Raw genomic sequence first — 15,311 nt, forward strand, 5'->3', positions numbered from 1 at the left:
CACTCCGTCAATTCGGAAAACCGACTACGAACCGCCGCCGGACTCGACGCGATGACAGGCCGCGACGTGATCCTCGCTCGCTTCCACTGTCCGCGGCGTTTCCTGCTCGCAAGGCGAGGGAAACGCCGCGGACACCAGCTCTTCCGCGTGTTCGCGCCGTTCGGTCGCCAGCGCGGTTGCGGCCTCCCAAACGGCTTCCTCCGCGTTGGGTGGCAAATTAACCGGGTCGCAGGGAAGCAACTGCTCGACGAGATACGATGCGACAGTTTCGTCGCCGGTGTTTCTCCCCTCCGCCGAAAGTCGGGTCTTCGCCGCGTCGGGATCGAGTTCGCCCGACAGGACGCGATTTCGGAACGTGAACGCACTCCGGAAATCCTCTTCGCTTCCGCTCCAGTCGTCCGGCGGAATTACCATCGGACAGCGCGTGTGGAATCGACATCCCGTGGGGGGATTCAACGGCGAGGGAACCGTCCCTTCGAGGATAATTCGCTCGTCGCGGTCGCCGGGGTCGATTCGTGGCACCGCCGACAGCAGCGATTTCGTGTAGGGATGTTGCGGGTTGTCGTACAGTTCCGCAACGGGCGCGGTTTCCACTATCTGACCCAGATACATCACCGCGACGCGGTCTGCGACGTGGCGGACCACGCTCAGGTTGTGGGCGATGAAGACCAGCGACAACCCGAACTCGTCCTGCAGTTCGTCGAGCAAATTGAGAATCTGGGCCTGCACGGACACGTCGAGCGCGGACACCGGTTCGTCCGCGATGATGAGTTCGGGTTCCAGCGAGAGCGCGCGGGCGATGCCGACGCGCTGTTGCTGACCGCCAGAAAACTGGTTCGGATAGCGTTCGATGTGCGCCGGTTTCAGTCCGACTCGCTCAAGGAGTTCTTTCGCGCGCTCCAGTCGCTCCTCGCCGTCCGCCCCGATTCCGTGAACCTCCATCGGGGCGGTGAGGATTTCGCCGACCGTCTGGCGCGGGTTCAGCGACGCCAGCGGGTCTTGGAATATCATCTGGAGGTTCCGGCGGTGTGGGCGCATCTCGCCCGCCGACAGTTCGGTGATGTCCTCGCCGTGGTACGTTACCGACCCCGCGGTTGCGTCATGGAGGTTGAGAACCGTCCGACCGAGGGTACTCTTTCCGCATCCCGATTCGCCGACGATTGCGAGCGTTTCGCCCTCGTGAACCGTGAGGTCGACGCCATCGACTGCCCGGACGTGGCCGGTATCCCCGACCAATCTGTCGAGGACGCCGTTGGACTGGTCGAAGTACTTTTTCAGTCCGCGCACGGTCAGGAGCGGTTCGCTTCCGGTTCGTTTCTCGGATTTCGTCGTCTGCATGCTCATATTCGCTCCTCCTGTGATCCGCGTCGGAGACACGCCGCGACGTGGTTCTCGTCGGTTTGCGTTCCGTTCTCCGCCGACTCGCCGACCGGTCTGAAATCCGGTTTGATTTCGTAGCACTCCCGCGTCGCCTCCGGACAGCGCGGTGCAAAGTGACACGCAAATTGAATGTCGATGAGGTCGGGAACGTTCCCCTCGATCGGTTGCAGTGCCTCCGTCGGCGCGTCGAGCCGGGGCGTGCTCGCAATCAATCCCTGTGTGTAGGGATGCTGAGGGTTTCGGAATAATTCGTTCGTCTCCGCTCGCTCCACGATCTGGCCGGCGTACATCACGTTCACGCGGTCACAGACCTCCGCGACGACGGCGAGATCGTGCGTGATGAGCAGGATGGCCGTGTCGAAGGCATCCTTCAAATCCCGGAGTTCGTCCAGGATTTGCGCCTGGATCGTCACGTCGAGCGCCGTCGTCGGTTCGTCGCAGATGAGCAGGTCGGGTTCCGCGGCGAGCGCCATCGCGATCATCGCACGCTGGCGCATTCCGCCGGAGAACTCGTGGGGGAAGTCCGTCGCCCGGCTTTCCGGTTCTGGAATCTCGACGCTTTCCAGCATTTCGATGGCTTTCCGCCACGCTTCGCTGTTTTTCGCCGAGCCGATAAGTTTGCGCTTGAGTTCGGCGGGGAGGCGAATCGACTCGCCGACCGGTTGGTGGAGCCGAACCATCTCAGCGATCTGTTCGCCGACGGTCAGCGTCGGGTTGAGGCTGTTCATCGGGTCTTGGAACACCATCGAAATCGATCCGCCGCGGATTTTGCGGCGCTCCGATTCGGGTAAATCGAGCAGCGAATCGCCGTGAAGTCGGATGTCGCCGCCCGCGATTTCGCCCGGTTCCTCCACGATTCCCATTATGGTGTCGGCGAGGACGCTTTTTCCCGAACCGGACTCGCCGACGAGGCCGACGATTTCGCCGGATTCGATCCGCAGGTCTACCTCGTTGACGGCGTCAACCGTGCCTCTCGGCGTCGGGAAGCGCGTGTGAAGGTTTTGGACTTCGAGGAGGCTCATCTGTTCTCGACCTCCCCTTCGCTCACGTCGAACACGTCGCGCAGGCCGTCGCCGAGCATGTTGAAGGCGAGCACCGTCAGCATGATTGCGAAGCCCGGCATGACGCTAATCCACCACGCTTGGTCGATGAACTGGCGGCCGTCCGAGAGGAGCAGTCCCCACGTCGGAGTCGTCGGCTTGACGCCGAGTCCGAGGAAGGACAGACCCGCCTCCGCGAGGATTGCCAGCGGGATCATCAGCGTCGCCTGCACGATGAGCGGCGCGACGGCGTTCGGCAGGATTTCGCGGGTCATGATTCTGCGGTTGCTCATGCCAATTGCGCGGGCCGCCATGACGTATTCCTCTTCGCGAAGCGACAGCACTTCGCCCCTGACGAGGCGGGCGAAGTCGTCGATGTACGCGATGCCGATCGCGATGACGACGTTCGTGACGCCCAACCCGCCGGAGAGGGCGATGATGCCGACCCCGAGGATGAGTTCGGGAAACGCCCACTGGAAGTCCACGTAGCGCATCAGGACGCTATCGACCCACCCGCCGTAGAATCCGGCGAGTAAGCCAATCGACGTGCCGAGCGTGAACGCGACCGCGACGGTGGCCAGCGCCACGAGGAGCGAAACGCGCGCTCCGTACACCATCCGCGAGAGGACGTCGTGGCCGAACGAATCGGTTCCGAGCGGGTGCCAGACGCGGTCGATACTGGAATCTCCGTCGTAGTTCCCTTCCGAATAGCTGTTCGGCCCCTGCATGAAGCCGAAGGTGGCTTCCGGATCGTGGGGTGCGACGTAGGGCGCGAACACCGCCGTGAAGATGAACAGGACGACGACGATGGCACCGAACAGCGCCATCTTGTCGCCCAGTACGCCTTCGACGACTCGTTGGCGGGTGGTTTTGTGCTCTTCGTACTGTTCGTCTTCCTGATACTCGGGGGGGACGTCGGACGGCCCGGATTCGGCGGGCGTGTTCGGGCCGACGCCCGGTTCGGTGTGTTCCGTCATTGGGAGCCTCCGTAGCCGATACGCGGGTCGATAACCGTGTAGACGAGATCCACCGCGAGGTTCGTGAACACCATCACGGCGGCGACGATGAGGATGACCGCCTGCGTCACCGGGTAGTTCCTGTCCAGCATCGAATCCACGAGCAGACGCCCGAGGCCTTGGATGCCGAAGACGAGTTCGACCGTAACGCTACCGACGAGCACCAGCGCGAGTTGGATGCCAGCGACAGTAATCACGGGAATCATCGCGTTCTGAAGCGCGTGTTTGTACAGCATCACGCGGTCGCTGACGCCTTTCGCGCGTGCGGTTCGCATGTACGGCTTGTTCAGCACCTCGAGAAGCGACGAGCGCATCATCCGCATCACGACCGCGGCGTAGGGAAGTCCGACTGCGATGCCGGGGAGTAGGATACGCTTAAACCACGGCACAACGCCCTCACTAAACGGTGTGTATCCGTACACTGGAAGCACGCTAAACCAGACGCCAAACACCAACGCCAATAAGATGCCGACGAAGAACGCTGGCATGGAGACGCCGAGAAAGGCAGATACCGTGGCGACGTAATCGACGCCTTCGCCCTTGCGGGTCGCGCTGATGATGCCGGTCGGAACCGCGACGCCGAGACCGACGACGATGGCGAGGACGCCGATGGAGAGCGTCCTCGGCCCGGCCTGTGCGACGAGCGTGGAAACCGATTGGCCGGTGCTGAGGCTCTGTCCGAAGTTCAGCGTGGCCATGTCGAGCAACCAGTCGAAATACTGGATGTACAGCGGCCTATCGAGGCCGAGTTCAGCGCGGAGAGCGGCAACCGCCTGCGGCGTCGCTTCTTGTCCGAGCATGGTTCGAACCGGCCCGCCCGGAATCATGCGAAGGCCGAAAAACACCGTGGTCGCGACTAGCCACATGATGAAGCCAGCGTGAACCACCCGTTTTGCGATGTACTGGCGCATCTACCCCTCGACCCACGTCGTGTGGAAGTTACGCATGAAGGGGATGTGGGTGAAACCCTTCACGGAGGAGCGTTTCGCGGCGATATCGTCCTGATGCATCAGGTAGGCGTGCGGAACCTGCTTGATGAGGTGGTCTTCTAACTCCTGAAGCACCTGCTTGCGTTCCTCACGGTCGAGCGCCGTGCGCTGTTTGGCCAGCAAATCGTGTGCTTTCTGATTCTCGAAGTTCACCCAGTTCCAGACGCCGCCGTCGTCCGGTTTACGGTAGAAGTTCCAGAGCGACTGATCGGGGTCGGGGTCGCCGACGCTGCCGCTGATGGTGGTGTCGTAATCGCCGGTTTCGTAGCGCTCCCAGTAGGTCGAACTCGTCACCTGCTCAATGTTGACGTCGAACCCGGCCTTGTTCAACTGCTGGCGCATCGCCTTCGCGCCGCGAAGGCTACTTTGGTCGGTCAGGATGTGGAACGACGCTCCTTCCGCACCGGCCTCCTTGATGAGCCGTTTCCCGGCCTCCGGGTCGTACTGCTGGTCGGTCGGTTTGTCGTCGCGCCAGACCCAGTTGGTCGCCTTGTTGATTGGCCCGGTGTCGGGAAGCGCGTTGCCGAAGTAGGCTGCGTCCACGAAGGCCTCGTTGTCGATAGACTTGGCGATACCCATGCGGGCTTTTTGTGATCCGAACGGATCGCGGCGCTGGTTCATGGCGAACCCGTACCAATTGATACCCGGCGCGTCGAGCTTTTCGACGCCGTTCGCCTGATCCACTTTCGACACGTTCTGAAGCGGGACGAGGTTGGCGAAATCGATGTCGCCGCTCCGAAGCGCGTTCACGAGCGTCGCGGGTTCCGGAATTGGTTTGATATCGATGCCGTCCAAGTAGGGAAGTGCGTTCCCCTCGCTGTCCGTCTCAAAGTAATCCTCAAAGGCGTCGAGCGTGACGCCGGAACCTATTTGATGTTCTGTTACCTTGAACGGCCCCGTGCCGACCGGTTTCGCCTTGTAGGCTTCCGCACCCATCTCTTCGATAGCGTTCTTGCAGACGATTGTCGCCGCGCGTCCGGGACCCCGCGTGAGATAGATGAGTGCGGGGGCCATCGGTTCCGAGAAATTGAGTTCGACGGTGTGTTCGTCTTGGACGACGACGCCGTCGTCGTCCAGCGACTTGAGCGATTCCAGCTTCGAGGCCGCGGGAGCCTCCTCGGAAATCGTCCGGTTGATGGTGTATTTCACGTCCTCGGCGGTGAAATCCGACCCGTCGTGAAATTTCACGCCCTCGCGGAGATTGAACGTAAACTTCGACCCGTCGTCACTGACCTCCCAGTCCTTTGCGAGGTCGCCTCGAATCGTGAGGTCCTTTTTCAGCGTGACGAGGCCGCTGAACACGTTCGCGGCCACTTGGAAATACTGACCGACGCTGATGAACGGGGGGTCTAACACGTCGATACTGCCGGTGAACCAACCGGCACTGAGTCGGCCACCGCGCTGTCCTTCGGAGGGTGCGCCGGTCGTTCCGTCGCCGTTTCCGTCACCGCTTCCGCCGCCGCCTCCGGTACAACCAGCCAAACTGGTGATTCCCGCCGCGCCGAGGAGTTTCATCGTCGTCCGGCGGTCGACCACCGGGCCGCTCATGTCTTCGTCCGAAATTTTGCCACTAGTTCTCATAGTACATTGGTACACACAAGCAAACCCACTTCGTTATATACCCGGATATATTCGGATTTTCAAAATTTCTCGGATGAATTATAATACACCAATAACACGTCCAGACACATTTTTAACTTGTTTAATGCGAAGGTTCACCACAGTCGGTTTCGTAAACTACGGCCATGCGAGAAGTGACGCTCCGAGTGCGCCACCACGGCGAACCCGAGAGCGACATCAGTGCCGACTATCCGACGATTACGATTCGCTCCGTCTCCTCGATGACCGGAAGCGCCGCCGAGCGAAAACGCATCATCGAGATAACTGGCCCGAAATCGTCCATCGAAGGATTTCTCGACGATTTCGCCGCCGCACCGGCGGTACTGGAAGTAGACCCGCTGACCCCGCTCGACGTTCCGCGCGTTCTCGTCGCCGTCACCATCGACAGCTATCAGTGGGATAGCATCTCACAGCGGCTAACCGACTTGGGCGTCCACTACCGAACCGGGGCGACTATCACGGCAGGGTGGGAGCGCTGGACGCTGTTTCTGGGCGAGACGGACGATTTGAACGAGATCGTTGCCTCCCTCGAACGGGCGGGGAATGAAACCGACCTCGTTAGGAACATCGAAGTTGACCACGTGGGAGAACAAGAGCAGTTGGAGTTCTCCCGTGTTCTCTCCGAACTGACCCGGAGACAACGCGAAGTGCTCGGAACTGCCATCGAACTCGGCTACTATCGTCCGAAAAAAGAGACGAGCATCGAGGGCATCGCCGCCACGGTCGGTATCGCCTCGACGACGGCGTGGGAGCACCTCGCCCGCGCTGAGGGGAAAGTGATGGAAGAAGTCGGACAGCATCTTTCCTCAACTGGCACTGGGTCCACGAACCGCTAGAACCGCGCCAAGCAGGGACGCCACAACAGCGAACCCGGCGAGGACGGTAAACAGCACAGTCGGGGAAAAGTACTGGAGGACGACACCGGCGATTGTCGCACCGAGCGCACCAACGCCGAAAACGCCGAGATAGGTGTAGCCGTAGGAAATCCCGCGCGCCTCAGGCGGCGTGTACTCCGCGACGGTCGCCTGATAGAGCGGTTGGACGACGAACAGGCAGAATCCGAGGACGAAACTAACCGCGAGCAGCGGCGCGAGTCCGGCGTTGGAGGCGGGCACGAAGACGATTGCGATGACCGCCAAGAGGCCGAACGACACCGCAATTGCGCGGGCGTTTTCTACCCTGTCGGTCAGTTTTCCGCCGACGTACTGCCCGGCCATGCCGACCGTCAGCAGTCCGGCGTAGAGATACCGCGCCGGTTCCAGCGATTCGCCTGCGAAATCGACCGGTGCAAACATCGGCAGTTCGCCGAGCAGGTCGGGAAGGAACGTCAGTACGCCGCGGTAGTACAGTCCGGACATCATGACGACGCCGAAGACGGCGACGAACCATCCGGCGAACAGAGTTCTGGATGTGCCGAAAAATTCGGTGAGGGAGGAGACGCCGCCGTCGGCGCGAGTTTCCTGTCCTTCGACCGCCGCGGATTCGTCGATATTGGTTCGGAACGCGAGGAACGCTGCGATGAGCGCCGGAACGGCGAGGATGCCGACGACTGTTCGCCAATCGAATACGAGCAGGAGCAGCGTCGTGGCCAGCGGACCGAAGGCGATACCGAAGTTTCCAGCCATTCCGTGATAGGCGAACGCGCTTCCGCGTTCGCTGACGCCTTTGCTGAGCAGTGCGAGTCCGGCGGGATGGTAGACGCTGGCGGAGATTCCCCACAGAAAGAGCGCCAACGCGACCACGGGGAGCGTTGGCGCTACCGAGAGCAGGAGAAACGACCCGGCCATCCCAAACAGACAGAGGACGATAAGGCTACGCGAACCGTAGGAATCAGAAAGTACGCCGCCCGGCAGCGCCCCGAGTCCGAACAGCGCGTAGCCGACGCCCACGACGATTCCCAACGTCCCCGTCGTGGCGTTGAACTCCGTCAACCAGACGGTGAGGAAGATGGGAAAGGAAAGTTCGTAGGTGTGAACCATCGCGTGTGCGAGCATCACGAGTCCGACGATGGTTCGGTCGTTGCTGTTCACAGTTGGTGTTGGTTCGGTATCGGTTATAAAAGGTCGCCCGAATCGAATCGGGGTGCTGAGAGGAACGCCGGAAAGCGGCAAACGAGAACGGGCCAACAGGACGAAACAATCGAACAAGCCGAAAGTAACCGACAGAACAAAGAGATGGGAGCGGATGCCTTCGACTAGCATGACAGGTGTTGACGACACCGACGGGGAGACGACGAGCGAATCGCTGGTTTCCGTACTCGAATCGCTGGGCGTGGAGTACGTCTTTGGCTACCCCGGCGGCCGGGTCATCGAACTGTTGGACGACCTGCCGGAATCGAACGTGGACGTGGTTCGACCCCGCGACGAACGCGAGGGGAGCGTCATGGCCGAGATGTACGGCCGATTGCACGGAAAACCCGCGGTTCTCGCGGGACAGGGGCCGTGGATTGGAAGCCTCGGCGTCATCGGACAGATGGAGGCGCGCCTCGCTTCCTCGCCGATGGTCGTCCTGACCGAGGCGAGCGAGCGCGGTGATTACTCGACGCTCGCACCGTACCAGCAGTCCCGAGGCGATTACGGCGGCCTCTCGCTGCCGAAAATTCTGGACGGCGTGACGAAAGAACACTGGTTCCCGCGAACGCCGACCGAAACCGTGCGAAGCGTGCAACTGGCGTTCAAGCACGCGACGGCGGGCCGGTCGGGACCGACCGCCGTCATTTTGGACGGTAACGCGATTACCGACGACGTTCCGAGCGACCCAATGCCCCCGGTTTGGAAGAGCAAAGAGCAAGTTCGAAACTGGGAGTCGAAACCGACCGACGGCGACGTGGCGAAGGCGAAAGAGGCGCTCGAATCCGCGGAGCGCCCCGTCATCGTCGCCGGAAACGGTGTCCACTCCGCGAACGCCTACGATCAACTGACGGACGTCGCGGAAACCTACGACGCGGTGGTCGCAACTTCCTATCTGGGCAAATCGACGATTCCGGAGACCCACGCCCTCGCGGCTGGCGTCATCGGGTCGTTCGGCCACGAAGGGGCGAATCAGGTCGTCAGCGAGGCCGACACCCTCCTCGTCGTCGGGTGTCGGATGAATCCGATGGACACGAACTGGCAGGCGTCGTCGTTCATCCGCCCAGCGAAACAGACCATCATCCACGCCGACATCGATACTCGAAACGCGGGGTGGGTGTACCCCGCCGACGCGGGACTCATCGGCGACGCGAAAGAGAGTCTTCGAGCACTGGCAAACGCCGGAAGCGCGGAAAACGATTGGGCACGGGAACGGGCGAAGAAAGCGCGCGAATCCTTCTTCACCGAGAAATGCGACAGCGACGCTTCACCCATCAAACCCCAGCGCGCGGTGAAAGAAATCGAGGCGCTGGTTGACGAGGATACCATCGTCACGGCCGACTCGGGCAACAACCGATTCTGGCTGTTGAACTACCTGCAGACGCCCGGAATCCGAACGTACTTCGGCAGCGGCGGCGTCGGCGGAATGGGCTGGTCGGCCCCCGCCGCGGTGAGCGCCGCGCTCTCGACCGACAAGGACGTTATCAGCGTCGCGGGCGACGGCGGATTCACGATGACGATGACCAGCGTGGAAGTCGCCGTCGAATACGGCGTCGCGCCGACCTTCGTCGTGCTGAACGACACCAGCCTCGGCATGGTGCGCCAGATGCAGGACGAAGACGGCGACATCGCGGGTGTCGAATTCCACGACACCGACTTCGTGAAAGTGGCCGAAGGCTTCGGTGCCGAGGGAACGAGAGCGACGACGCCAGACGAACTGGCCGACGCGCTGAAACGAGGGAAAGAAAGCAACCTACCGTACGTCATCGACGCCAGAATCGACCGCGAGGAGGATATGGCCGAACAACTACAGTCGTCCTTCTACGCGGAAGTCGGCGGGCTACACGAGTGATCTGGGAGATCGTATCGCTTACCAGCGATTCCTGACGACCGCCCGATAACGGGAAGAAAACCTTTTCCTGTCACCCCGAGACTGAAAACCCATGGCGCAACGCGAGACGGTACTCGTCACTGGCGGGACAGGCTTCATCGGGTCGTACACGGCAAAAGACCTCGTCGAACACGGGCACGACGTGGTCGCATACGACCTTTCGACCGACACGCGTATTTTGGAGAAACTCGGCGTCGACGACGACGTTGACGTCCGCCGCGGCGACCTCTCCGACCCGACCGACGTAATCCGTGCGGTGAAAGAAACTGGCGCGACGCGAATCGTCCACCTCGCGGCGCTCCTCACGACCACGGCGCGCGAGAATCCGCGGCTCGCAATCGACGTGAACGTTCAGGGAACGAACAACGTGTTCGAGGCGGCGCGAACCCTTTCTGACCAAGTCGAGCGCGTGGCGTGGGCATCCAGCGCGGCGGTGTTCGCCCCACCAGCGAAATACGACGACGGGTGGGTTACTGAAGACGACCTCGTCTACCCCGACACGCTGTACGGCGCGACGAAGGAGTTCAACGAACACCAAGCGCGGGTGTACTTCGAAGATTACGACCTCTCGCACGTCGCCCTCCGCCCGACGGTCGCATACGGTCCCTACCGCGAAACCGGCGGATCCGCGTTCCTCGCCAACATCGTCGAAAAGCCCGCGCTCGGCGAATCCTTTAGCGTGGAGTACGGCGACCAAGTCATCGACTGGCAACACGTCGAGGACATCGCACAGGCGTTCCGCCTCGCCGCCTTCGCGCCGGAACGGGACATCGAACAGCGCGTGTACAACGTTCGCGGAACCGTGGCGACGATTCGGGAGGCCGCGGAAACGGTGGAGAAAATCATACCCAATGCGAATGTGGAGGTTTCAGACGAGGGCGAACTCCCGTGGACCCAGAAACTCGACATGACTGCGATTCGGGAGGAACTGGGGTACGAACCGCAGTACGACTTGGAAAGCGGGTTCCGGAAGTACATCAACGTGCTTCGGGAGGAAAACGGACTGGATACGGTCTGAAGCGTCGGAGCGTTTCGGGGTGATTTGTAGTTTTTCCTAAATGTAAGAACGAGTACCAACTCCAAGTTTAGACGGGTAGTCGGGATTTCTTGGGAATCTATGTGGAAATCTATCCAGAAATCCATGTGAAAAGCTGTTTGGAGAGCTACCGAGAAGCAATCGGTAATTCGGAATCGCGGCGTCACGCATCGAGCGGCGGGAAAAATCGAGTTGGAAAGCGGTTATCCGGTAAGCCTGCTCACGAGCGACTTGAGTTTCGAGCCGCCGGCCAACTCCTGCAGGTCGCTCAGGGCCTGTTTTTCGTCGCTCACGTTCGACTCGATCGGGTCGGTTACGTCGGTGCCGAAGTCGAGTTGGTCGGCAAGCATTAGCAGCCCCTCGTAGCCGGTGATTTCCAGTCGCTCGGATTTCATTCCGGCGTTGAGCGCGAACATATCCCGAACGTCCTCGTTGGTGGCGATGCTCTGGAACTGGTCGTGCTCGGAGAGTAGCCCGTTGACGACGTCGTTGTCCTGCCGTTCGGGAGTTTCATCCAGCGCGCGGAATGACTCTTCGAGTCTCGTGACGTGTTCTTCCGTCTCTTCGCGGTGCTCCGCGAACGCACGACTGATGTCCTGGTTGCTCGTCTCCGTCGCGAGTTCGTCGAGCGCACCGACGAGTTTGTTCTCGATGTCGTACATCCCCTGCAGTTCGTACACGAACAGGTCGTGCAGTGAATTGACTTCCATTTCCCTCACCCCGACGGGGATGAGACAGGGCGTTCAATAGCCGTTGTGGCTAACGGGAACCGCGAAAAATTTTCAGTTCTGCGTCTGGCTGTACTCGCTCACCCACTCCTTCAGCGTGATTCCCATCGCGGACTGGGTGATGGCGTTCGAACTGGCCGAGTTCGCGCTTTTGACCAGTTCGGCTTCAAGGGTACGTTTGGGCACTTCGCCGAGGAAGTGTGGAATTGCGCGCTGAACCGCGAGGGGACAGCCAACCTCGTGGGCCAGTGCGTACCCCGAAATGGAGTGCGGGATTTCCTCGGTGGCGTAGGTCGGGTCGGGGTCGAGCAACGTTTCTTCGTCCACGAAATCGACGTACTCGTAACACTTTCCGATGTCGTGGAGCAGACAGGCCGCGATGATGACGTCCTCGTCCGGGTCGGCCCCGTGGAACTCGCGCTGTTCGTCCGCCGACCGCATGGCGATTCGGGTCACCCCGCGCACGTGCTCCACGTTCGTCACCTCGTGGATGTTCCACGCGTAGGGGATGTCCGCGATGTCCTTCCATCCGCCGCGTTCGAGGCCCAGAACCCACGCTTCGACGACTTTCGTACGTAGTTCGTCGTCCTCGATGGATTGAAGTTCGGGAAAAGCGTCTTCGACCTGTTCGCGGTAGTTCGGCGTGTCGGTCATGTTCAGTTGTTTGTGGGCCGGTACCTAATGGTTCGTGCATTCGCGGTGAAAGACGATAATTGCGATGAAATCGGGAAAGGTGCTACAGAACCGTGTTTGCGGGAGAGGATCGGTAGCAAATCACGACTCCACTGAAACCGCCCCGCATCCGCCCACGTGCCTCCCCAACCGATTCCTTCGCTCCTGCGTCGCTCAGTCATCCGTCACGCGGGCGAACCGGGGTTCGCCTTCGCGCGCCATGGAAACCTAGGTGGTGTTGTGTGGATCTTCGCAAACGCACTGGCGCGTGCGTCCGCAGACCCGAGGACACCTCGTCCGAGGATCTGCCAGTTTCCGCGCGAGGGATGAGACTTGCAAGACGCTTCGCGTCTTGCTGACCTGCTGCCGTGGCCCGCAGGCATCGCAATGAGCGGAGCGACTGAGAAGCGCAGTCGGTTGGGGAGGGTGTAGCTGTCGCGGTGCGGAGCGGTTTCAGTGGAGTCGTGATTTGCTACCGAGATTTTGACAGATTTTCAAGCATCTCGATAAATGCTCCCTCGTCGTCGTGCTCATGTGCTGTCAGTAACTACCGCGGACGCAAAAAGAGAACCCACACACGCACCAACACAGAAAAACACGAATCAACGAAAACCCGGTTGCTACTCTTTCTGAACTATCTCTTTTCCAATAAACCGCGGCCTATCCTCCAGCGCGAGGAAGTTGTTCACGTCCTCGCGGGCCTCCTTCGCCTTGCCCTTGTCCGGATCGTAGTCGCGCGAGCCTTCGCTCCCCAGCGCGTCGTGCAAAGCGTCCAAATCCTCGAAGTAGAGCTCGGCGATGCCATCGAACTCGGACTCCTCAGGGGTTACGGGAAGGACGGTGTCGTACTTCGTGACGCCTTCGATTTCGCGGGCGATTTTCGTGTGATTGGTCTGCCAGTAGTCCACGAACTCCTCGTGGGACATGCCCTCCTGTCGAACGAGGAAGGCGGAGTGTTTGTACAGCCCGTCGGTGTCGCCGTCCACTTCGTCTTTCTGCGTGACGACTTCGCCGATAAATCGCGGGCGTTCTTCGAGTGCGAGGAAGTTGTTCACGTCCTCGCGGGCCTCCTTCGCCTTGCCCTTGTCCGGATCGTAGTCACGCGAGCCTTCGCTCCCCAGCGCGTCGTGCAGAGCGTCCAAATCCTCGAAGTAGAGCTCGGCGAGGCCGTCGAATTCGGCGGCGTCGGGCGTGACGGGGAGGACGGTCGAGTACTTCGTGACGCCTTCGATTTCGCGGGCGATTTTCGTGTGATTGGTCTGCCAGTAATCCACGAACTCGTCGTGCGTCATCCCGTCCTTGCGAACCAGCAACGCGACGTGCTTGTACATACCACCCGAAGGCAGGATTCGACGTGTGATAAAACACGCGAAGTATGTCGATTCAAGTGAACGTAGACGGCGGAGCGAACGTCGATAGGGAAAACGGACACCGTCGTTTCCGATGTCCGGTGGAGGAAAGTAACGTAGAGAGGAGAAACAACGGCCGGAGAACGGCGGAACGCCCGACGTTCAAGATATTCAAATCCGAATAAAAACAATCAGATAATTCTGTTCACATGAAAACAGTCAGTCAATTATATACAATCATTTATTATCCACCCCTTGTTCCTTGTTGCCATGGCGGATAGAAATCCGGGGCAGGAGAACAGATTCGAAATGACTCGGCGCGCCGTGTTGAGTGCGGTCGGGGCGGGGGGACTTGCGGGAGTTTCGGGGTGTCTCGGCGACATCGGCGGCGGTGGCGGTGGCGACGACACGGTGAAGTACGGGATGCTCAACCCGATGACGGGACCGTACGCCGGACTCGCCGAGGAGCAGAGAAAGGGCGCGAAACTCGCGGTGAAAACGATAAACGAGAGCGACGACTACGATTTCACTATCGACGCCAAGTACGGCGACACGCAGGCGGACGCCGAAACCGGCCAGCAGGAAGCGAGAAAGATGGTCGAACAGCACGGCGCGTCGTACATGATGGGAGCGATTTCGAGTTCCGTCGCGCTGGGTCTCAACGAATTTGCAAGCGAGGAAAGCGTCGTCTACTCCCCCGGCGCGGCGGCCATCCCAATTACGGGCAAAAACTGCAACGAGTACGTGTTCCGAAGCGAAACGAACACGGCACAAATCGCGGAAGCCTGTTCGGAGTGGACGCTGAACAACCTCGGAAGTAACGTCTGGTTCCACATCGCGGATTACGCCTACGGGCAATCGGTGCTTCGGGAATGGCGTTCGCGCATGCAGGAATCTAACGCGGACTTTTCGGAAGCGGGCGTCACTCGGGCGCAACTCGGCGCGAAGAATTTCGACTCGTTCATCAGTCAGATGAAAAACTCCGACGCCGACGTGGTCGTCGTCGGTTCGACCGGCGGCGACCTCATCGAGTTCCTCAATCAGGCGAGCGCGCAGGGACTCTCCAACCAGAAGGAAATCATGACCACGACGGGGTCGTTCCAAGTCGTCCGCGGCGCGCTCGGCGAGAAGGCCGACGGAATCTACAGCGGAACGCGATACGTGCCGCAACTCGACTCCGGCACGAACAAAGAGTTCGTCGAAGCCTACACGAACGAGAACGACGGCGAACCCGACAGTTTCGCGCGGGTCGCCTACGACTCCATCACGATGGTCGCAAACGGCATCAAAGAGGCCGGAAGCACCGACCCGGACGACGTAATCGAGACGCTTCCCGGACTGAAGATGCAGTCGCTCCTCGGGGAAAACGAGTTCCGAAGCTGCGACCACCAAGCCAAAAATCCGGTGTGGGTCGGACAGAACGTCTACAACGGCGGCGAGATGGCCGACGTGAAGCTCATCACCGAGGTCAACGGTGACGACGCCATCCCGTCGTGCGACCAAACCGGTTGTCAACTCTGA

At 60.6% G+C, this 15,311-nt stretch carries 13 protein-coding genes; 4 read left to right on the forward strand and 9 right to left on the reverse strand.

The genetic code is table 11. The features are described from left to right. Window positions 1–24: 24 nt before the first annotated feature. From LIX15_RS09780 to LIX15_RS09800, 5 genes are read right to left on the reverse strand one after another with little or no spacing between them, the layout of a single operon-like run. Complete coding sequence (locus LIX15_RS09780) at window positions 25–1,344, reverse strand: ABC transporter ATP-binding protein (RefSeq protein ID WP_227773550.1); 1,320 nt, start codon at window positions 1,342–1,344, stop codon at window positions 25–27. Then, window positions 1,341–2,402 (reverse strand): ABC transporter ATP-binding protein, encoded by a 1,062-nt coding sequence (locus LIX15_RS09785; RefSeq protein WP_227773551.1) that lies wholly within the window; start codon window positions 2,400–2,402, stop codon window positions 1,341–1,343. Before LIX15_RS09785 ends, LIX15_RS09780 begins: the two co-directional genes overlap by 4 nt. Next, a complete protein-coding gene (locus LIX15_RS09790; protein ID WP_227773552.1) occupies window positions 2,399–3,397 on the reverse strand; it encodes an ABC transporter permease in 999 nt (332 codons plus the stop codon). Before LIX15_RS09790 ends, LIX15_RS09785 begins: the two co-directional genes overlap by 4 nt. Next, window positions 3,394–4,347 (reverse strand): ABC transporter permease, encoded by a 954-nt coding sequence (locus tag LIX15_RS09795; RefSeq protein WP_227773553.1) that lies wholly within the window; start codon window positions 4,345–4,347, stop codon window positions 3,394–3,396. Before LIX15_RS09795 ends, LIX15_RS09790 begins: the two co-directional genes overlap by 4 nt. Then, window positions 4,348–5,973 (reverse strand): ABC transporter substrate-binding protein, encoded by a 1,626-nt coding sequence (locus tag LIX15_RS09800; RefSeq protein ID WP_227773554.1) that lies wholly within the window; start codon window positions 5,971–5,973, stop codon window positions 4,348–4,350. A gap of 197 nt (window positions 5,974–6,170) precedes the next feature. On the opposite strand from LIX15_RS09800, the gene LIX15_RS09805 reads away from it, so the two are divergent. Further along, a complete protein-coding gene (locus LIX15_RS09805; protein WP_227773555.1) occupies window positions 6,171–6,881 on the forward strand; it encodes a helix-turn-helix domain-containing protein in 711 nt (236 codons plus the stop codon). On the opposite strand, the gene LIX15_RS09810 is transcribed toward LIX15_RS09805, so the two are convergent. Further along, the gene (locus tag LIX15_RS09810) at window positions 6,852–8,075 is read right to left on the reverse strand and encodes an MFS transporter (protein ID WP_227773556.1); all 1,224 of its coding nucleotides are present in this window, start codon (window positions 8,073–8,075) and stop codon (window positions 6,852–6,854) included. The two genes, LIX15_RS09805 and LIX15_RS09810, sit on opposite strands and share 30 nt — an antisense overlap. A gap of 169 nt (window positions 8,076–8,244) precedes the next feature. On the opposite strand from LIX15_RS09810, the gene LIX15_RS09815 reads away from it, so the two are divergent. Both LIX15_RS09815 and LIX15_RS09820 read left to right on the forward strand, forming a co-directional pair. Next, a complete protein-coding gene (locus tag LIX15_RS09815) occupies window positions 8,245–9,966 on the forward strand; it encodes a thiamine pyrophosphate-binding protein (RefSeq protein ID WP_227773557.1) in 1,722 nt (573 codons plus the stop codon). 91 nt (window positions 9,967–10,057) lie between these two features. After that, window positions 10,058–11,023, forward strand: a complete 966-nt coding sequence (locus LIX15_RS09820; protein WP_227773558.1) for an NAD-dependent epimerase/dehydratase family protein — start codon at window positions 10,058–10,060, stop codon at window positions 11,021–11,023. Between the two features lie 221 nt (window positions 11,024–11,244). On the opposite strand, the gene LIX15_RS09825 is transcribed toward LIX15_RS09820, so the two are convergent. The 3 genes from LIX15_RS09825 to LIX15_RS09835 all read right to left on the reverse strand — a co-directional run bounded on the left by LIX15_RS09825 (window position 11,245) and on the right by LIX15_RS09835 (window position 13,772). Next, window positions 11,245–11,751, reverse strand: a complete 507-nt coding sequence (locus LIX15_RS09825) for a YciE/YciF ferroxidase family protein (protein ID WP_227773559.1) — start codon at window positions 11,749–11,751, stop codon at window positions 11,245–11,247. 72 nt (window positions 11,752–11,823) lie between these two features. Continuing rightward, the gene (locus tag LIX15_RS09830; RefSeq protein WP_227773560.1) at window positions 11,824–12,423 is read right to left on the reverse strand and encodes an HD domain-containing protein; all 600 of its coding nucleotides are present in this window, start codon (window positions 12,421–12,423) and stop codon (window positions 11,824–11,826) included. A gap of 638 nt (window positions 12,424–13,061) precedes the next feature. Further along, window positions 13,062–13,772 carry an EthD domain-containing protein gene (locus tag LIX15_RS09835; protein WP_227773561.1) on the reverse strand — a complete coding sequence of 237 codons (711 nt, stop codon included), beginning with the start codon at window positions 13,770–13,772 and terminating at the stop codon, window positions 13,062–13,064. A gap of 288 nt (window positions 13,773–14,060) precedes the next feature. Between LIX15_RS09835 and LIX15_RS09840 the strand changes: the two genes are divergently transcribed. After that, window positions 14,061–15,311: an ABC transporter substrate-binding protein gene (locus LIX15_RS09840; RefSeq protein WP_227773562.1), complete on the forward strand. Its 1,251-nt coding sequence runs from the start codon at window positions 14,061–14,063 to the stop codon at window positions 15,309–15,311.

It is taken from the genome of Haladaptatus pallidirubidus (assembly GCF_020700235.1).
Lineage (GTDB): Archaea > Halobacteriota > Halobacteria > Halobacteriales > Haladaptataceae > Haladaptatus > Haladaptatus pallidirubidus.